Annotated in this window: 16 protein-coding genes, 1 tRNA gene and 1 pseudogene; 12 read left to right on the plus strand and 6 right to left on the minus strand. The window is 66.8% G+C overall.

The window, feature by feature from the left end; genetic code table 11:
- Positions 1-30: 30 nt before the first annotated feature.
- Both tyrS and BOQ54_RS10000 read right to left on the minus strand, forming a co-directional pair.
- Complete coding sequence (gene tyrS, locus BOQ54_RS09995) at positions 31-1,284, minus strand: tyrosine--tRNA ligase (protein ID WP_071923819.1); 1,254 nt, start codon at positions 1,282-1,284, stop codon at positions 31-33.
- A 77-nt stretch (positions 1,285-1,361) separates the two neighbouring features.
- Positions 1,362-2,021 (minus strand): alpha/beta hydrolase, encoded by a 660-nt coding sequence (locus BOQ54_RS10000; protein ID WP_055458206.1) that lies wholly within the window; start codon positions 2,019-2,021, stop codon positions 1,362-1,364.
- Between the two features lie 259 nt (positions 2,022-2,280).
- On the opposite strand from BOQ54_RS10000, the gene BOQ54_RS10005 reads away from it, so the two are divergent.
- From BOQ54_RS10005 to BOQ54_RS10045, 9 genes are all read left to right on the plus strand, one after another.
- The gene (locus BOQ54_RS10005; protein WP_063186465.1) at positions 2,281-3,465 is read left to right on the plus strand and encodes a cysteine desulfurase family protein; all 1,185 of its coding nucleotides are present in this window, start codon (positions 2,281-2,283) and stop codon (positions 3,463-3,465) included.
- Positions 3,466-3,519: 54 nt separating this feature from the next.
- Positions 3,520-4,995 carry a Fe-S cluster assembly protein SufB gene (sufB, locus tag BOQ54_RS10010; protein WP_055458204.1) on the plus strand — a complete coding sequence of 492 codons (1,476 nt, stop codon included), beginning with the start codon at positions 3,520-3,522 and terminating at the stop codon, positions 4,993-4,995.
- A 94-nt stretch (positions 4,996-5,089) separates the two neighbouring features.
- Entirely contained in the window at positions 5,090-5,839 is a 750-nt protein-coding gene (gene sufC, locus BOQ54_RS10015; RefSeq protein WP_055458203.1) for a Fe-S cluster assembly ATPase SufC, read from the plus strand.
- 10 nt (positions 5,840-5,849) lie between these two features.
- Positions 5,850-7,172, plus strand: coding sequence for a Fe-S cluster assembly protein SufD (gene sufD / locus BOQ54_RS10020; protein WP_071923820.1), 1,323 nt, complete (start codon positions 5,850-5,852; stop codon positions 7,170-7,172).
- Between the two features lie 87 nt (positions 7,173-7,259).
- Positions 7,260-8,504, plus strand: a complete 1,245-nt coding sequence (locus BOQ54_RS10025) for a cysteine desulfurase (protein ID WP_063186469.1) — start codon at positions 7,260-7,262, stop codon at positions 8,502-8,504.
- A gap of 55 nt (positions 8,505-8,559) precedes the next feature.
- A complete protein-coding gene (locus BOQ54_RS10030) occupies positions 8,560-8,898 on the plus strand; it encodes an SUF system Fe-S cluster assembly protein (RefSeq protein ID WP_055458483.1) in 339 nt (112 codons plus the stop codon).
- Positions 8,899-8,905: 7 nt separating this feature from the next.
- The gene (locus BOQ54_RS10035; protein ID WP_063186471.1) at positions 8,906-9,334 is read left to right on the plus strand and encodes a VOC family protein; all 429 of its coding nucleotides are present in this window, start codon (positions 8,906-8,908) and stop codon (positions 9,332-9,334) included.
- Between the two features lie 159 nt (positions 9,335-9,493).
- Positions 9,494-9,874, plus strand: a complete 381-nt coding sequence (locus BOQ54_RS10040) for a HesB/IscA family protein (RefSeq protein ID WP_186437973.1) — start codon at positions 9,494-9,496, stop codon at positions 9,872-9,874.
- Positions 9,875-10,195 carry a TfoX/Sxy family protein gene (locus BOQ54_RS10045; RefSeq protein ID WP_071923821.1) on the plus strand — a complete coding sequence of 107 codons (321 nt, stop codon included), beginning with the start codon at positions 9,875-9,877 and terminating at the stop codon, positions 10,193-10,195.
- 842 nt (positions 10,196-11,037) lie between these two features.
- On the opposite strand, the pseudogene BOQ54_RS20250 reads toward BOQ54_RS10045, so the two are convergent.
- Positions 11,038-12,480: pseudogene (locus tag BOQ54_RS20250) on the minus strand (DEAD/DEAH box helicase); the annotation flags it as partial.
- A 186-nt stretch (positions 12,481-12,666) separates the two neighbouring features.
- On the opposite strand from BOQ54_RS20250, the gene BOQ54_RS10055 reads away from it, so the two are divergent.
- Positions 12,667-13,350 carry an alpha/beta fold hydrolase gene (locus BOQ54_RS10055; protein ID WP_082464728.1) on the plus strand — a complete coding sequence of 228 codons (684 nt, stop codon included), beginning with the start codon at positions 12,667-12,669 and terminating at the stop codon, positions 13,348-13,350.
- Between the two features lie 11 nt (positions 13,351-13,361).
- On the opposite strand, the gene parE is transcribed toward BOQ54_RS10055, so the two are convergent.
- Positions 13,362-15,422 carry a DNA topoisomerase IV subunit B gene (gene parE, locus BOQ54_RS10060; protein ID WP_055458198.1) on the minus strand — a complete coding sequence of 687 codons (2,061 nt, stop codon included), beginning with the start codon at positions 15,420-15,422 and terminating at the stop codon, positions 13,362-13,364.
- A 152-nt stretch (positions 15,423-15,574) separates the two neighbouring features.
- Complete coding sequence (locus BOQ54_RS10065) at positions 15,575-15,994, minus strand: hypothetical protein (protein ID WP_063186483.1); 420 nt, start codon at positions 15,992-15,994, stop codon at positions 15,575-15,577.
- 132 nt (positions 15,995-16,126) lie between these two features.
- On the opposite strand from BOQ54_RS10065, the gene BOQ54_RS10070 reads away from it, so the two are divergent.
- Positions 16,127-16,351 carry a hypothetical protein gene (locus tag BOQ54_RS10070; RefSeq protein WP_055458196.1) on the plus strand — a complete coding sequence of 75 codons (225 nt, stop codon included), beginning with the start codon at positions 16,127-16,129 and terminating at the stop codon, positions 16,349-16,351.
- Positions 16,352-16,379: 28 nt separating this feature from the next.
- On the opposite strand, the gene BOQ54_RS10075 is transcribed toward BOQ54_RS10070, so the two are convergent.
- Entirely contained in the window at positions 16,380-16,979 is a 600-nt protein-coding gene (locus BOQ54_RS10075; protein WP_071923822.1) for a class I SAM-dependent DNA methyltransferase, read from the minus strand.
- Positions 16,980-17,109: 130 nt separating this feature from the next.
- Between BOQ54_RS10075 and BOQ54_RS10080 the strand changes: the two genes are divergently transcribed.
- A tRNA-Ser gene (locus BOQ54_RS10080) sits at positions 17,110-17,199 on the plus strand.
- The last annotated feature ends 686 nt before the right edge of the window (positions 17,200-17,885 follow it).

Here is a 17,885-nt window from a genome sequence, read left to right on the forward strand (position 1 = left end):
GCGACCGAAGAGCAGCCGCTCCGGACTGGCTCACTCAACCCGCAGCAGCACGTGCTTCTTCTTGCCGAGCGACAGCTTGACGACGCCGTCGGCCGTCAGGTTGCCGGCGTCGAGGACCGCCCGTTCGTCGCTCACGACCTCGTCGTTGACCTTGAGACCGCCGCCCTTGATCTGGCGCCGCGCCTCACTGGTGGAGGCGACGAGGCCGGCCTTGACGAAGGCGGCGAGCACGCCGAGCCCGGCCTGCAGCTCGGCCGCGGGCACGTCGATGCTCGGCAGGTTCTCGGCCAGCGCCCCTTCCTCGAAGGTCTTGCGTGCCGTCTCGGCCGCCATCTCGGCCGCCGCGCGGCCGTGGACGAGCGCGGTGATCTCGGTGGCGAGGACCTTCTTGGCCTCGTTGAGCTCGGCGCCCTCGAGCCGCTCGAGCCGCGCGATCTCGTCGAGCGGCAGGTCCGTGAAGATCCTGAGGAAGCGGCCGACGTCAGCGTCCTCCGAGTTGCGCCAGTACTGCCACAGCCCGTAGGGCGGCAGCATGTCCTCGTTGAGCCAGACGGCGCCGGCGGCCGACTTGCCCATCTTGGCGCCGGAGGCGGTGGTCAGCAGCGGGCAGGTGAGGGCGAAGACCTGGGTGGCGTCGACGCGGCGGGCGAGCTCGATGCCGTTGACGATGTTGCCCCACTGGTCGGAGCCGCCCATCTGCAGGCGGCAGCCGTAGCGGCGGCTGAGCTCCAGGAAGTCGTAGGCCTGGAGGATCATGTAGTTGAACTCGAGGAAGGAGAGCGGCTCCTCCTTGTCGAGGCGCGTCTTCACCGATTCGAAGCTCAGCATGCGGTTGACGGTGAAGTGCCGGCCGATGTCGCGCAAGAAGGGAATGTACTCGAGCTTGTCGAGCCATTCGGCATTGTCGACCATGATGGCGTCGCTCGGGCCGTCGCCGAAGGTGAGGAACTTCGAGAAGACCTTGCGGATGCCCTCCTTGTTGGTGGCGATCTGCGCATCGTCGAGCAGCGGGCGCGCCTCGTTGCGGAACGAGGGGTCGCCGATGCGCGTCGTGCCGCCGCCCATCAGCACGATGGGCTTGTGGCCGGCCTGCTGCAGGCGGCGCAGCATCATGATGTTGGTCATGTGCCCGACATGCAGGCTCGGCGCCGTCAGGTCATAGCCGATATAGGCGACGATCCGTTCCTTCACGGCGAGGTCGTCGAGCGCCTCGGCATCCGAGATCTGGTGGATGAGCCCGCGCGCGTCGAGCGTGCGCAGGAAATCGGAACGGTACGTCGTCATGTCGGTCAGTCTTGCGTTGGAATGGGACGGGGCGCCGTGAGGCGCCCCGCGATCTGAAGCCTGTTTGCGTCGTCGCGTCAGGCGGCATCTTCGTGCGGGGTGCCGATGCGCTTGTCGAGATAGGCATCGACCGTCTGCATCAGTTCCTCGATCTTGCCGTCGAAGAAGTGGTTGGCGCCGTCGATGACCGCGTGTTCCAACACGATGCCCTTCTGAGTCTTGACCTTCTCGATGACGCTGATGACGTCCTTCGCCGGCGCGACGCGATCCTCGGACCCGTGCACGAAGAGGCCCGAGGAGGGACAGGGCGCAAGGAAGGAGAAGTCGTAGCGATTGGCCATCGCCGCAATGGAGAGGAAGCCCTCGATCTCCGGCCGGCGCATGAGCAACTGCATGCCGATCCATGCCCCAAAGGACACGCCGGCGATCCAGCAGCTGCGCGCATCCGGATTGAGCGACTGCACCCAGTCGAGCGCCGCCGCCGCATCCGACAACTCGCCGTGGCCGTGATCGAAGGAGCCCTGGCTGCGCCCGACACCACGGAAGTTGAAGCGCAGCACCGCAAACCCACGGTTCACATAGGTGTAGAACAGGCTGTACACGATCTGGTTGTTCATCGTGCCGCCGAACTGCGGATGCGGATGAAGAATGATCGCGATCGGCGCGCCCTTCTTCTTCGCAGGCTGGTAGCGGCCTTCGAGACGCCCGGCAGGGCCGTTGAAAATGACTTCAGGCATGATCCGGCACCGTTACCGCGATAAAGCCAGCGCCGCCGGAAGCCACGCCAGTGGCCGTGCAAATCTTGACATGCCGGTCGCGCACTTCTAAACCACGGTTAGAACTGTTCTAAGAGCCAACTTATACGTGCATCGAGTTGCATATGCAACCGGATGGCGTGGGTGGTGGCTCCGGTGATGTGGTCGCTCTTCTCTACCACATCAACAGGGGCAAAAAGCAAGGTTTGTGATCGGCGCACGGGAGGCCGGTGGGAACAGCATGGCGGGCATGCGTCATTACCTCGACTACAACGCCTCGGCGCCCCTGCGGCCGGCCGTGCGCGAGGTGGTCCTGCGTGCCTTCGAGGAGGTCGGCAATCCCTCGTCCGTGCATGCGGAAGGGCGCAGGGCTCACGCGCTGATCGAGGCGGCGCGGGAAGAGGTCGCGGCTCTTGCCGGCGCGCGCCCCCGCGATGTTGTCTTCACGAGCGGTGGCTCGGAGGCCAACAATACCGTGATGACGCCGTCGCTGCGACGCGAGCCATCCTTCACGACGCTGGCGCTCCATCTCATGGGCGCGGGCGAGCATGCGAGCGTCCTTTCGGGCAGCCGCTTCCCAGAGAATGCCCGCGAGACGATCCCCATCGACGGCAACGGCGTCGTGGATATCGATTTCATCGACGCGCGGCTGCGCCGCCTGGCGAACGAAAGTGGAGCGACGGCCCTCGTCAGCCTGCAGGCGGCCAACAGCGAGACCGGCGTCGTCCAACCGCTCGCCGGGGTGGCCGAGGTCGTGCATCGCCATGGCGGGCTGCTGCATGTCGACGCCGTGCAGGCGGCGGGCAAGCTGTCCGTCGACATGGCTGCCTGGGGCGCGGACGTTATCACCTTGTCCGCCCACAAGATCGGCGGGCCGAAGGGTGTCGGTGCCTTCGTCACCCGGCCCGGCGTCGAGGTACGCGAGCGGCTGGTTCGCGGCGGCGGCCAAGAGGGCGGCTACCGCGCCGGCACGGAGAATGTTGCGGGCATAGCAGGCTTCGGGAAGGCCTGCACGCTTGCGCGGGACGAACTTGCGGATTATGCCGCCTTGACGGGTGCCTTGCGCGACGGTCTCGAGGCCCGCCTTCGCCTGGTTGAGCCCGGGGTGGTGGTTTTCGGAGCCGGAGCATCGCGACTGCCGAACACGAGCGCCTTCGCAATCGACGGCCTGAAGGCGGAGACGTTGCTCATGATGCTCGATCTCGAGGGCATGGCCGTCTCGTCCGGTTCCGCCTGCTCGTCCGGTAAGGTGAGGCGCTCGCATGTGCTCACGGCGATGGGTATCGCGCCCTCGCTCGCCGAGGGGGCGCTGCGCGTGAGCTTCGGCTGGGGCTCGACCGAGGCGGACATGGAATCCTTTGCGACGGCCTTTCGGAAAGTGGTCGGCGCACTCATCTCTCGTCGCAAGGGGCTGAACGCCGCCTGAGGACGAGTAGGTCACCAACCCGCGGCCCTTGAAGCCGTGAGAGGAGGTCGTGCAATGCCTGCGGTGCAGGAAACGGTAGAACGTGTCAAGGCGATCGACGTCGAGCAGTACAAGTACGGCTTCGAGACGACGATCGAGATGGACAAGGCCCCCAAGGGCCTCAGCGAGGATATCGTCCGCCTCATTTCGTCCAAGAAGGGCGAACCGGAGTGGATGACGGAGTGGCGCCTCGAGGCGTTTCGCCGCTGGCAGACGATGCGCGAGCCCAAGTGGGCGCGCGTCAACTACCCGCCGATCGACTATCAGGAGCTCTACTACTATGCCGCGCCGAAGAAGAATCCGGCGCCGAAGTCGCTCGACGAGGTCGATCCGGAGATCCTCAAGACCTACGAGAAGCTCGGCATTCCGCTGCGCGAGCAGGAGATCCTCGCCGGCGTCGAGGGCGCTGGCTCGCGCGTGGCGGTCGACGCCGTGTTCGATTCCGTGTCGGTGGTGACGACCTTCAAGGAGGAGTTGAAGAAGGCCGGCGTTATCTTCTGCTCCATCTCCGAAGCGATCCGCGAATATCCGGATCTGGTGCGCAAGTACCTCGGCTCGGTCGTGCCGGTGTCGGACAACTTCTTCGCGACGCTCAACAGCGCCGTGTTCACGGACGGATCCTTCGTCTACGTACCGGAGGGCGTGCGCTGCCCGATGGAGCTGTCAACCTATTTCCGCATCAACGAGCGCAACACCGGCCAGTTCGAGCGCACGCTGATCATCGCGGACAAGGGCTCCTACGTCAGCTATCTCGAAGGCTGCACGGCGCCGGCACGTGACGAGAACCAGCTGCACGCGGCGGTGGTCGAGCTGATCGCGCTCGACGATGCGGAGATCAAGTACTCGACGGTCCAGAACTGGTATCCGGGCGACGCCGAGGGCAAGGGCGGCGTCTACAACTTCGTGACCAAACGCGGCGACTGCCGCGGCGCCAATTCGAAGATCTCGTGGACGCAGGTCGAGACGGGCTCGGCCATCACCTGGAAGTATCCATCCTGCATCCTGCGCGGCGACAACTCCCGCGGAGAGTTCTACTCGATCGCCATCTCCAACGGCTATCAGCAGGTCGACAGCGGCACCAAGATGATCCATCTCGGCAAGAACACGACGAGCCGGATCATCTCCAAGGGCATCGCCGCCGGACGCTCCGAGAACACCTATCGCGGGCTCGTCTCGGCACACCGCAAGGCGAGCGGGGCGCGCAACTTCACGAACTGCGATTCCCTGTTGATCGGCGACAAGTGCGGCGCGCACACGGTGCCTTACATCGAGTCGAAGAATGCCTCGGCGGTCTTCGAGCATGAGGCGACGACGTCGAAGATCTCGGACGACCAGATGTTCTACTGCCTGCAGCGGGGTCTCGACGAGGAGGAGGCGGTGGCGCTCATCGTCAACGGCTTCGTCAAGGATGTCCTGCAGCAGCTGCCGATGGAATTCGCGGTCGAGGCCCAGAAGCTCATCTCCATCAGCCTCGAAGGCTCGGTGGGCTGACACGCAACGCAACCCGGGCCGGAAACAACGGGCGACGTGGAACGATCCTTCCCGCCCGCACCCCACCGGCGCCACGAACGGACGGAACAAAGACATGCTTCAGATCAACAACCTCGTCGTCGAAATCGAGGGCAAGCGCATCCTCAACGGGCTCGATCTTACCGTGAAGGCGGGCGAGGTCGCTGCCATCATGGGCCCGAACGGTTCGGGCAAGTCGACGCTGTCCTATGTCATCGCCGGCAAGGAGGAGTACGAGGTCCTCGACGGCGAGATCCTCGTCGACGGCGAGAACATCCTCGAGCTCGAGCCGAACGAGCGCGCGGCCCGGGGCGTGTTCCTCGCCTTCCAGTACCCGCTCGAGATCCCGGGCGTCTCGACCATGACCTTCCTCAAGGCGATCATGAACGCCCAGCGCAAGGCGCGCGAGGAGGCGGAACTGACGACGCCCGAGTTCATGAAGCGTGTCAGGGCCGCTGCCGAAAAGCTTCATATCGATCAGGAAATGCTGCGCCGCGGCCTCAACGTCGGTTTTTCGGGCGGCGAGAAGAAGCGCATGGAGATCCTGCAGATGGCTCTCCTTGAGCCGCGCTTCTGCATCCTCGACGAGACGGATTCGGGACTGGATATCGATGCGCTCAAGATCGTCGCCGAGGGCGTCAATACGCTGCGCGATCCGGCCCGCGCCTTCCTCGTCATCACCCACTACCAGCGCCTGCTCAACCACATCGTGCCCGACACGGTGCACGTGATGGCGAACGGCCGCATCGTGCGCTCCGGCGGCAAGGAGCTTGCCCTTGAGCTCGAGGCGAGCGGCTATGCGGATTACCGCGAGCAGGCGGCGTGAGGGCGGCACGATGGCTGAAGTCACACCGATCAGGACTGCCGCCGAGGTGGCACTCATAGAGCGTTTCGAAGGCCTTAAGAACAAGCTGCCGGGCTCGGGCGAGATCGCGCGCGGGCGCGACGAGGCCTTCGCCCTCATCGCCGCCGCCGGCCTTCCCAACCGGCGCGTGGAGGAGTGGAAGTACACCGATCTGCGCAACGCCGTGCGCGAGGCGGCCCCGCTTGCCGAGCGCCCCGCCGATGCGGCCGCGCTCGTCGACAAGGCCAGCGCCTTCGCCAAGGCCGATGCGGTGCGGCTGTCCTTCGCCAACGGCCATTTCGTGGCCGAGCGCTCGGACCTCGCCGCGCTGCCGGCCGGGATCGCGGTGACGCCGCTCGCGGCGGCGCTCGCCGAGGGACATCCGCTCCTCGCCGAGATGGGCAAGGTGGCGGTCGCCAAGGGCAACTTCGCCCTGGCACTGAACAGCGCCTTCATGATGGACGGCGCGCTCATCAGGGTTGCGGCCGGCACCGCCGTGGACAAGGCGCTTCACCTCAGGTTCGTCAACGGGGGCGCTAGCCCCTTCGCCACGGCGCCGCGCGTCGTGATCCTCGTCGAGGATGGCGCCTCGGTCACCGTCCACGAGAGCCACGAGGGCGTTGGCACGGCGGCCTACCAGGCCAATTCCGTGGTCGAAATCGTCGCCGGCAACGGCACGACGATCACCCATGCGCGCCTCAACGCCGAACAGGCCGATGCCATTGCGCTCTCGACGCTCGCCGTGACGCTGGGGGCCAAGGCGAAGCTGACCTCGCTCGGCGCGGTGACAGGCGGCAGCCTGTCACGGCATCAGGTGTTCCTTGCCTTCGCGGGCGAGCATTCCAGTCTGACTCTCGGCGGCGCGACCATGCTGCGCGGCCGCCAGCATGCGGACACGACGCTGGTCGTCGACCATGCGGTGCCGCATTGCGACAGCCGCGAGCTGTTCAAGACCGTGATCGACGGGGAGGCGACAGGCGTCTTCCAGGGCAAGATCATCGTGCGCCCGGATGCACAGAAGACCGACGGGCGCATGATGTCCGCCGCGCTGCTGCTCTCCGAGACGGCGACGATGAACAATAAGCCGGAGCTGGAGATCTTCGCCGACGACGTGCAGTGCGCCCATGGCGCCACCTGTGGCCAGCTCGACGAGGACCTCTTGTTCTACCTCACCGCCCGCGGCCTGCCGCGGGCGGTGGCCGAGGCGCTCCTGGTGCAGGCCTTCCTCGGCGAAGCACTGGAACTCGTCGAGGACGAAGCCGTGCGCGAGGAACTCGTCGCGCGGGCGGAAGGCTGGCTCGGCGAGCGTGCGTGACAGACGGGCGCGGCGCAGGCCGCGCCCCTCACTCTTTCGAGGCGCCGACGTCCTGCGGCGGACGGAGCCAATGCGAGTGATGCGACCATGAACAGGATCGAACCGATCGGCATCTTCGACGTCGCGGCCGTGCGCCGCGAGTTCCCGATCCTCGCCCGCGAGGTCTACGGCAAGCCGCTCGTCTATCTCGACAGTGCCGCCTCGGCCCAGAAGCCCCGCGCCGTCATCGAGGCGATGACGTACAGCTTCGAGAACGCCTACGCCAACGTCCATCGTGGCCTGCACTACATGGCCAATGCGACGACCGAGGCCTTCGAGGATGCGCGCGAGGCGGTCCGCGGCTATCTCAATGCCGAGAGCACGGAGGAGATCGTCTTCACCCGCTCGGCGACGGAAGCCATCAATCTCGTCGCTGCCTCTTACGGACGCATGGCGGGGATCGGCGAGGGCGACGAGATCGTGATCTCCATCATGGAGCATCACTCCAACATTGTGCCGTGGCACTTCCACCGCGAGCGCAGCGGCGCTGTCATCAAATGGGCGCCGGTGGACGAGGAGGGCAACTTCCTCCTCGACGAATTCGAGAAGCTGCTCACCGAGCGCACGAAGATCGTCGCGATCACGCATATGTCGAACGTGCTCGGCACGGTGACGCCGGTGAAGGACATCGTGCGCATCGCCCATGCCCGTGGCATCCCCGTGCTGGTCGACGGCAGCCAGGGCGCCGTGCACCTGCCGGTTGACGTGCGCGACCTCGATGCCGACTTCTACGTCTTTACCGGGCACAAGGTGTACGGGCCGACGGGCATCGGCGTGCTCTACGGCAAGCGCAAGTGGCTCGAGGCAATGCCGCCGTTCAACGGCGGCGGCGAGATGATCGAGACCGTGACGACCGACACCGTCACCTACAACGCCCCGCCGCATCGCTTCGAGGCGGGTACGCCGCCGATCGTCGAGGCGATCGGCCTTGGTGCCGCGGTGCGCTTCGTCGAGAAGCTCGGGCGCACGGCGATCCTCGCCCATGAGGAGAAGCTGCGCGACTATGCCCATGAGCGGCTCGGCGCCCTGAACGCCCTGCGCATCATTGGCCGCGCGGCGCACAAGGGGGCCATCGTGTCCTTCGAGATGAAGGGGGCGCATGCACATGACGTCGCCACCGTCATCGATCGCGCCGGGGTTGCGGTTCGCGCAGGCACGCATTGCGCCATGCCGCTGCTCGCGCGCTTCGGGACGACGTCGACATGCCGCGCCTCATTTGCCCTGTACAATACGCTCGAGGAGGTCGATAACCTCGCCGACGCATTGATGAAGGCCGAACGGCTGTTCGCCTGAGGAGGCATTCGTGACGCAAGCCGACAGCAGCGACGTGAAGCCGAACGCGCCCGAGATGGAGCTCGCCGACCAGTTGCCGCCCGACGAGGTGGACCGGCTGACCGACGACATCGTGGCGGCGCTGAAGACGGTGTACGACCCCGAGATCCCGGCCGACATCTACGAGCTCGGCCTGATCTATCGCGTCGATATCGATGACGGGCGCAATGTGACGATCGACATGACGCTGACGGCGCCGGGCTGCCCGGTAGCCGGCGAGATGCCGGGCTGGGTGGAGGGGGCGGTCGCGGCCGTGCCCGGCGTGCAGTCCGTCGTCGTCAACATGGTCTTCGATCCGCCGTGGGACCAGAGCCGCATGTCCGACGAGGCGCGCATCGCGCTCGACATGTGGTGAGGCCGATATGGCGGGCGAAGCAGAGCCGCGGATCACGGCGGTCGTCGAGACGGCGCTCTACGTGGACGATCTAGACCGGGCGCGCAGGTTCTACGAGAAAGTGCTGGGGCTCGAGGCTCAGGTAAGCGACCAGCGCTTCGCGGCCTATCCGCTCGGACCGGCGAGCGTCTTGCTGCTCTTCAAACGAGGCGAGACGCTGACGACCGTGACGCTTCCCGGCGGCACCATCCCGCCGCACGACGGGCAGGGGCCGCTCCACGTGGGCCTTGGTGTGCCTGCTGAACACATGGCGGCCTGGGAAGCGCGGCTCGCGACTCACGGCGTCGCCATCGAAGGGCGGACGGAATGGCCGCGCGGCGGGCGCAGCATCTATTTCCGCGACCCGGACGGGCATCTCGTCGAACTGCTCACGCCCGGCGTCTGGACGGTCTACTGAGGCGCCTCGCCGCCATCCCGTCGAAGCAGGACGGGCGGTAGGCATGACGCCGGATGAGACCGGCGACGGGCGCCGTGCCCTCGACGTTGTGCCGCCCAATGACTATCTTTGGTGGGAATCTCGACCTCAGGGCCTTGAACCCTGCAAGGAGGAGCCGGAATGGGTGCAATTCGCTCCCTCAAGATCATGAGCATGAGCGACGCGGCCGCCGAGCGCGTCAAGGCGATCATCGCCAACGCCGACAGGCCGATCGTCGGCGTGCGCGTCGGCGTCAAGAACGGCGGCTGCGCCGGCATGGAATACACGATGGAATATGCCGAGGCGATCAAGCCCGGTGATGAGGTGATCGAGGACAAGGGCGTCACCATCCTTGTGGATCCCAAGGCCGTCCTGTTCCTGCTCGGCACGCAGATGGACTACAAGGTCGACAAGCTGTCGGCTCAGTTCGTCTTCAACAATCCAAACCAGACCTCGGCCTGCGGATGCGGCGAATCCGTCGCCATCACCCCCGCGCGGCCGGAGCAGCTCGCTGGCGCCTGATTGCGCGCCGCGGACGACATCGCCGAACTCTTCGCGCCTTTCCGCCCGGTCTGCATCAGGCGCATGTTCGGCGGTCTCGGCATCTATGCCGAAGGGAAGATGTTCGCGCTCGCGGTGGACGGCGAGGTCTATCTCAAGACGGACGCCGCCTTTGCCGAGGCCCTCAGGCATCTCGGCTCGCGGCCGTTCGCCTATGCGCGCAAGGACGGCCGGGTAGTGACCCTGTCCTACTGGCTGCTGCCGGACGCCGCCTATGACGAGCCGGACATGCTGGCGGATCTCTCCGCCCGTGCCTTGGGCATCGCCGGAGCGCAGCCTTAGCGCCGCGCTCCTGCATCGTACGCTCAGTCGCCCGCCTCGACGACCTCGGCCTTCTTGCTGCGCGGCTTCCTCGCAGCCGGCTTGCCGGCAGGCGCTTCCGCGTCCTTGGACGCAGGCTTCTTGGCGGCAAGCTTTCTCGAAGCTGTCTTCTTCGCGTCCGTGGCCCCAGCCGCTGGTGCCTTCCTGGACGCCGTTTTGCCGGCAGGCGCGGCTTCGCTGGCCGCCTCTCCATCCGCAGCCTTGCGGGCGGCGGCCTTCTTCGGCTTGGCCGCCTCGGCCGGAGCCGCGGCGTCGGCCTTCTTCCGACGGGACGTTGTGGACGATCGCGCCGGAGCTTCGGCCGTCACCGCTTCAGCGGCGCCCGTGCGGGACGACTTTCGGCCGGCCGCCTTGGAAGGCGCGGGAGGCGCGGCTTCGGCTTCAGCTGCAGGCTCCGTCGTGGTCTTGCGGGCGCGCTTCTTCGGCGCCGGCTGCTCGTCCGCGACGTCCGGGCTCGCCGCAGCCTTGCGCGGCGCACGCTTGCGGGTCTTGCCAGCCGGATCAGCTTCCGTCGCCGGCTCCTCCTTCGCCGTGCGACGCGAGGCGGCCTTGCGCGGGACAGGGGCTTCCTCGGGCTGCACGACCTCCGTCACGGGCGGCGCCAGCTCTTCGGCCTTACCGGGGGCTTCCGGCGTAGCGGAGGCCGGAACCTCGACCGGCTGCGCAGCCTCCGCCGCGGCGGGCCTGTCTTGCCTGCGGCCACGACGCCGGCGGCCCGATGTGTGCTCAGCCCTGGCTTCCGACACGGTCTCGACCGGCACCGCGGTCTCCTCGACCACCGGGGCAGCCGTGCCTTCGTCGTCGCTGCTGACCGAGATGACGACCGGCCGCAGGATGAAGCTCGGCACGTGCTCGCCGAAGCCGACGATCGTCTCGTCGTCCCTGTCGGCATAGCGCCGCTGTTGGTGCTGCCGATCGCCCCGCCGCTCTTCGGGACGCTGCGAGGGGCGTCCGTCCGGCGTGATCGGCGCGTGCTGCTGCGGAGCCTCGGCGGCTCGGCCGCGCTCGCCGCGTCCACGCCCCCTGTCACGGTCACGCTCGCGATCCCGGCTGCCGCGTCTGCCGCGGTGGCGGTCGCCATCCTCCGGCGCATGGCCGACCGAGGCGATGAATTCGCTGAGGGTCGGCCCCTCCCAGGCAACAGTTTGGCCCGTCAGGGTTTCGATGGCGGCAAGGGCCTTCTCGTCGCCGGGGGCGACGATCGTGGTCGCATAGCCGGTGCGGCCGGCGCGGCCCGTGCGGCCGATGCGGTGCACGTAATCCTCGGCGTGATGGGGCACGTCGAAATTGAAGACGTGGCTCACGGCCGGAATGTCGAGACCGCGCGCCGCGACGTCGCTCGCAACGAGCAGCTTGGTGCTGCCGTTACGGAAGCTGTCGAGCGCCTGCATGCGCGAGCGTTGGTCCATGTCGCCGTGCAGGGCGACGACGCTGAAACCGTGCCGCTCCAGCGAGCGCAGGACGATGGCCACGTCACGCTTGCGGTTGCAGAAGATGATCGCGTTCTGCAATTCGTCGCCGGCGCCGCGGATCAGCCGCCGCAGCGTCTCGCGCTTGTGGTGCGGCTCGCTGCCGGAGGCGACAAGGCGCTGGGTGATGGTCGCGGCCGTCGAGGCCGCGCGAGCCACTTCCACCTTCACGGGATTGTGCAGGAAGGTGTCCGTCAGGCGCTGGATCTCCGGCGGCATGGTGGCCGAGAAGAACAGGGTCTGGCGCGTGAAGGGGACGAGGCGGCAGATGCGCTCGATGTCCGGGATGAAGCCCATGTCGAGCATGCGGTCGGCCTCGTCGATGACGAGGATCTCGATGCCGGTGAGCAGCAGCTTGCCGCGCTCGAAATGGTCGAGCAGTCGTCCGGGCGTGGCGATCAGCACATCGACGCCCCGGGTGATCTTGGCGTCCTGATCGCCGAAGGAGACGCCGCCGATCAGCAGCGCCACCGACAGCTTGTGGTTGGTGCCGTACTTCTCGAAGCTCTCTTCCACCTGCGCCGCAAGCTCGCGCGTCGGCTCGAGGATGAGCGTGCGCGGCATGCGCGCCCGGGCCCGACCATGCTCCAGCAGCGTCAGCATCGGCAGCGTGAAAGCCGCCGTCTTGCCGGTGCCGGTCTGGGCGATGCCGAGGACGTCCCGGCGCTGCAACACATGCGGGATCGCTTTCGCCTGGATGGGAGTCGGCGTGTTGTAGCCTGCGGCCGCGACGGCTTGTTGAACCTTCTCGCTCAGGCCAAGATCAGAAAATGACATCGACGTCCGTGATTATGCGTCTGCGGATGGGGTTTAAGGCCAAGGGAGACCTCGTGACGCGTACGGCGCGTCAGTCGCCGCTCACTGCCCGCTACGCTTGCGCGGACCATAAGAGGATCACGGGCAAAGTCAATGTCGCAAAGGCCGGTTGTCGAACGATTGCATAGCATTGGCGGTGAGCCGCTGGTGCTTGTGCCTGGGCTCAACTGTACGGGGACGCTCTTCGCCCCGCAAATACGCGCTCTCTCCGGGAAACGCACCGTCACGGTGGCGGAAAACCGGCTCGACGACACGCTCGAAGGCATGGCACGACGCCTCCTCGCCGCAGCGCCGGAGCGCTTCGCCCTCGGCGGTCTGTCCATGGGCGGCTATGTGGCGCTTGCAGTCATGCGCCTGGCGCCTGAGCGCGTGACGCGGCTTGCATTGCTCGACACGACGGCGCGGCCGGACACCGAGGAAGCGAGCGCCAACCGTCGGCGCCTCATCGCGCTCGCGGAGCAGGGGCGCTTCGAGGAGGTGCATCCCGTGCTCTGGCAGCGCCTCGTCGCGCGGAGGCGGCTCGCGGACAAGCTTCTCGAAGGGGAGGTGCGGCGCATGATGGTCGAGACGGGCGCACAGGCCTTCATCCGCCAGCAGCGCGCCATCATGGCGCGGCCCGACGCGCGGCCCGACCTGCCGCTGATCACCGTACCGACGCTCGTTCTCGTCGGGGAGGAGGATGAGATCACGCCGCCATCGGTCGCAGAAGAGATGGCGACGGCCATCCCCGCGTCGTCGCTCGTCGTCGTGCCCGGCTGCGGTCATCTCTCGACGATGGAGCGGCCGGATGCGGTCAATGCGGCCCTCGCCGCCTGGCTGCAGCGCAACTGATCTTCCAGGGGTCAGATATCGAGTTCGCGCGCGAAAGCAGCGCGCTCCTGGATGAAGGCGAAGCGCGCCTCAGGCTTGTTGCCCATGAGCCGGTCGACTGTGTCCGTCGTGTCGCCTTTGGCCTCGGCCAGCACGACGACCTTGTAGAGGAGGCGCTTGGCCGGAGCCATGGTCGTCTCCTTGAGCTGCGCCGGCAGCATCTCGCCGAGGCCCTTGAAGCGCCCGATCTCGACCTTTTTGCCCCTGAACACGCTGTCCATCAGCTCCTGGCGATGGGCATCATCGCGGGCATAGACCGTCTTGCCGCCGTGCGTCAGCCGATAGAGGGGCGGCACGGCAAGATAGAGGTGGCCGTTGTCGATCAGCCGCGGCATCTGCTGCCAGAAGAAAGTGATGAGCAGCGATGCGATGTGGGCGCCGTCGACGTCGGCGTCCGTCATGATGATGATCTTTTCGTAGCGCAGGTCGTCGTCGCGGTAGTGCGAGCCGGTACCGCAGCCGAGCGCTTGCACGAGATCAGTGAGTTGCTGGTTCTGTGCCAGCTTTTCGCGGCCGGCCGAGGCGACGTTGAGGATCTTTCCGCGCAGCGGCAGGACGGCCTGGGTGGCGCGGTCGCGCGCCTGCTTGGCGCTGCCACCGGCCGAGTCGCCCTCGACGATGAAGAGCTCGGAGCCCGCCGCGCCGGCATTGGTGCAATCCGCGAGCTTGCCGGGCAGGCGTAGCTTGCGCGTCGCGGTCTTGCGCGCCACCTCCTTCTCGGCGCGGCGGCGCAGGCGCTCCTCGGCACGTTCGATGGTCCAGTCGAGAAGGCGTGAGGCCTGCTGGGGCGCTGCCGCCAGCCAGTGGTCGAAGGCATCGCGCACAGCGCCCTCGACGATGCGCGATGCTTCCAGCGTCGCCAGCTTGTCTTTCGTCTGGCCCTGGAATTCCGGCTCGCGGATGAAGACCGAGAGCATGCCGGCGCAGGTTGCCATCACGTCGTCGGTGGTAACCTGGCTGGCGCGCTTGGCCTGGCCGACACGCTCGGCATGGTCGCGCAGGCCGCGCAGCAGGGCCATGCGCAGGCCCGACTCATGCGTGCCCCCCTCAGGCGTGGGGATGGTGTTGCAGTAGGAAGATACGAAGCCGTCGTCGCGTGACAGCCACGCCACCGCCCATTCGAGCGAGCCGTGCCCGCCCGGCTTGTCGACGCGGCCGGAGAAGATCTGGTCGCAGACAAGTTCGCTGCCGTCGATCTCGCGGGCGAGATAGTCCTTGAGGCCGCCGGGAAACTTGAAGGTCGCTTCGCTCGGCACGCCTTCCTGCTTCTCGGCGAGGGAGGGGGCGCAGCGCCAGCGGATCTCCACGCCGCCGAAGAGATAGGCCTTGGAGCGCGCCATCTTGAACAGGCGGCGCGGATTGAACGTCGCGCCTTCCTTGAAGATGGCCGCATCGGGCTTGAAGCGCACCGTGGTGCCGCGCCGGTTCTGCACCCGCCCGACGGTCTCCAGCGGCCCCATGGCGACGCCGCGCGCATAGACCTGGCGATAGAGCATCTGGCTGCGCGCCACCTCCACCTCGAGCCGCTCGGCCAGCGCGTTGACCACGGAGACGCCGACACCATGCAGGCCGCCGGAGGTTTCGTAGACCTTGGAGTCGAACTTGCCGCCTGCGTGCAGCGTCGTGAGGATGACCTCGAGCGCCGACTTCTCGGGGAACTTCGGGTGCGGATCGATGGGGATGCCGCGACCGTTGTCCGTCACGCGCAGGAAGCCGCTCTCCTCGAGCTCGACCTCGATGAAGGTCGCATGGCCGGCCACGGCCTCGTCCATTGCATTGTCGATAACCTCCGCGAAGAGGTGATGCAGTGCCTTCTCGTCCGTGCCGCCGATGTACATGCCGGGGCGCCGACGCACCGGCTCCAGCCCCTCGAGCACCTCGATGGAGGCGGCGGTGTAGCCGGCCTCGGTGGGCGTGCCGTTGGCACGGCCGGGCGAGGGCGCCTCGTCCACCGGGAGCTTCGCGGACGGGCGTGACTTGCGGGCCGCCACTGCGTTGCCGCCACCGCCGAACAGATCGCCCGAATCCGTCATTGCCGCCGTCCAAACCCTCGTGGAGAACCGATTCGCCCCGCCGGCAGTATCGCATGGCTGCCGCAGGGACGGGAACGGATCGGAAACACCACGTCGGCAGGGGCGCGGTCAAGGTTGTTTTTCCCAGACCGGCGCCAATCCCGCGGGGCCAGCTAGCCTGCGGCGGGATTCGCCGCCTCGCCGGCCGTGAAGACCACATAGGCGAAGAGCGCCATGGAAAACAGGGTCGCAAAGGACGCCAGGATCGCGACCGGCTCACCCCAGGGCAGCCCTAGGGCGATGCTGGGAAGGCCGACTGCGAACAGGATGAGCCCGCCGGTCGCCAACCCGTAATGGATCTTCGCCAGGCGGGTCGAAGCCGTTCCCAGCAGCGCGTAGAACAACCCGAACAGGAAGAGTGAGACCCAGCCGACGAGATTGATGTGCGCGTGCACGGTGCGGAAGGTGTGGTCGTGCGACGCGCCCATGAAGATGCCGAGGCTGAGGCCGGCCAGGCCGGCGACGACGGCGGTACGCAGGAACAGGCGCCCGACGGCTCGCGTCGGGGTCGTGGATGTGGTGCCGGCGATCATGGCTGTTGTCCCCTCGGTGCTGCCCGGTGACAGAATGACGCGCCGGCGGCCGTTTGGCCATGGGCGCGGGGGCGAGCGCCTTCAGGAAGCGTTAACCATGATGATCTCTCATGGCGACAGTCGGAGGGTGCCATGATCGCTGCCGCACTGCTCAAGGAGATGCACGAGGCCCACCTTGTCCGGGCCGCCGAGGCTGCCGGCCGCGCCTTCGGGCGCTGCTGCGACAGTGACGAGCCCTGGCTGCTCGCGCCGGACCCCGTCCCCGTCGTCTGGGGCCGGATCGTGGCTCCCGAGCCACGGCCGGAACCATTGAAGCATTCCGCCGTCCGCAGGCGCCCGGCTTCCAGGGCAGCCTGAAGCCATCCGCCGGCTTCGGCCGGACCGTTCAGCGCGCGGCGAGCCAGACGGTGTGGCCGCTGCAGAATGGATCGTCCACCACATGGTCGAGCACCCGGAAGCCGGCAGCGGCGAGGCGGGCCTCGTATTCCGCGCCGTCGAGGCTGGCGTGGTAGAGCGGCTCGCCCTCGAAGGTGCCGAGAACCTCGCCGCGCGCCGGGCCGCTCGTGAACATCAGCGCCGTGCCCTTGCGCGCATGCGCCGTGAAGACGCCGAACATGGCGCGCTTGTCGTCCGGCTGCAGGTGAAAGAAACGGTCACAGGCGAGAATGCCGCCGAATGTCCTGCCGAGGGCGAGGCAGCGCATGTCGGCGACGAGCCATTGCTGCGCAGGGAAGCGCGTGCGGCAGCGCCCGATGAGGCTCGGCGCGGAATCGACGCCGGTGACGGCGCAGCCGCTCGCCGCGGGATAGCAGGCCAGCGGCTCGCCCGCGCCGCAGCCGAGGTCGAGCACGCTCCGCTCCCCGCCGACGGCGGCGAGGAAGTGGTCGAGCCAGCCGCGCTCGAGGAGGCTGCGGCCGCGCGAGCGGTCGAAGGGGTGGACATGGCGCTCGTAGAGGCTTGCGACAGCTTCGCCAGCATCGTCCATGCCGCCATCTTCCACACCGCCCGCGGGCGGCAAGGCCGCGCCGGCGCGCCTTGCATGGATCGACCGGCCCGGATGCGCCCTTGGCCCTTGTCAACGGCGGCCTCTGCCGTCAGAAGAATGCAGCCGGCGAGGATGGGTGGCCGAGTGGTTTAAGGCAGCGGTCTTGAAAACCGCCGTGCGGGCAACCGTACCGTGGGTTCGAATCCCACCCCATCCGCCATTATGCATTGATTTTATTGTCATTTTTCGGTTTTATGAAAATCCGGCTCACGGGCAACTATCAGGAACTCGGGCGGTAGGCTCCGGGCTTTATGCCCACGCTTGGCGGCGCGCACGGGCCTGACGATCACGCGGACGTGAACGGCCAGCGAGGCTCGCGGCGGACTCCTGAAAGCCTGCATCACCGAAAGTGCGGGCTGAACGAGATAGCGGATGCGGCGATTCACCGCCCAACTTCGCTACATGATCGGCTTTCCCGGCCCTGCGGCGCTGGGAAACTGCCAACCCATATGCGTCACGGTGTCGATGACGCTGCGAATCAATCCTACGACATGCCCCTGAACCTGCCTCAAACATGCAAGGTCAATTGCTGCATCAACTTTCTTTCGTTTGATTAATAGCGGCATGGACGCGCCGTTTACATCCGACATTCGCCATGAGACATGATAAAGCACGCTACGAATTAACGGTTAACTTCTTAATGTTTTCGCTCGGCTCGTATATGTTTTCGGTTGCGGTATCCGGGGCTTATCGCGCGGCCCTTCCATAGTATTAAGCCAAATTCAAAATCTGATCCGTCAAGGATCGCTCAAGCTGCAGCAGCGAAGCTTTATAGGCCGTGTCGATTTCTTCGACGCCCTATTGTCGGGTTTCCGTAAACGCAAATATTTTTCCCCAATATTTCTT

This window comes from Chelatococcus daeguensis, assembly GCF_001887265.1.
Classification (GTDB): domain Bacteria; phylum Pseudomonadota; class Alphaproteobacteria; order Rhizobiales; family Beijerinckiaceae; genus Chelatococcus_A; species Chelatococcus_A sambhunathii.

Coding starts and splice junctions, on each gene's coding strand:
- tyrS (WP_071923819.1), bottom strand. CDS start 1,284: ATGACGACGTACCGTTCCGATTTCCTGCGCACGCTCGACGCGCGCGGG.
- BOQ54_RS10000 (WP_055458206.1), bottom strand. CDS start 2,021: ATGCCTGAAGTCATTTTCAACGGCCCTGCCGGGCGTCTCGAAGGCCGC.
- BOQ54_RS10005 (WP_063186465.1), top strand. CDS start 2,281: ATGGCGGGCATGCGTCATTACCTCGACTACAACGCCTCGGCGCCCCTG.
- sufB (WP_055458204.1), top strand. CDS start 3,520: ATGCCTGCGGTGCAGGAAACGGTAGAACGTGTCAAGGCGATCGACGTC.
- sufC (WP_055458203.1), top strand. CDS start 5,090: ATGCTTCAGATCAACAACCTCGTCGTCGAAATCGAGGGCAAGCGCATC.
- sufD (WP_071923820.1), top strand. CDS start 5,850: ATGGCTGAAGTCACACCGATCAGGACTGCCGCCGAGGTGGCACTCATA.
- BOQ54_RS10025 (WP_063186469.1), top strand. CDS start 7,260: ATGAACAGGATCGAACCGATCGGCATCTTCGACGTCGCGGCCGTGCGC.
- BOQ54_RS10030 (WP_055458483.1), top strand. CDS start 8,560: ATGGAGCTCGCCGACCAGTTGCCGCCCGACGAGGTGGACCGGCTGACC.
- BOQ54_RS10035 (WP_063186471.1), top strand. CDS start 8,906: ATGGCGGGCGAAGCAGAGCCGCGGATCACGGCGGTCGTCGAGACGGCG.
- BOQ54_RS10040 (WP_186437973.1), top strand. CDS start 9,494: ATGGGTGCAATTCGCTCCCTCAAGATCATGAGCATGAGCGACGCGGCC.
- parE (WP_055458198.1), bottom strand. CDS start 15,422: ATGACGGATTCGGGCGATCTGTTCGGCGGTGGCGGCAACGCAGTGGCG.
- BOQ54_RS10065 (WP_063186483.1), bottom strand. CDS start 15,994: ATGATCGCCGGCACCACATCCACGACCCCGACGCGAGCCGTCGGGCGC.
- BOQ54_RS10070 (WP_055458196.1), top strand. CDS start 16,127: ATGATCGCTGCCGCACTGCTCAAGGAGATGCACGAGGCCCACCTTGTC.
- BOQ54_RS10075 (WP_071923822.1), bottom strand. CDS start 16,979: ATGGACGATGCTGGCGAAGCTGTCGCAAGCCTCTACGAGCGCCATGTC.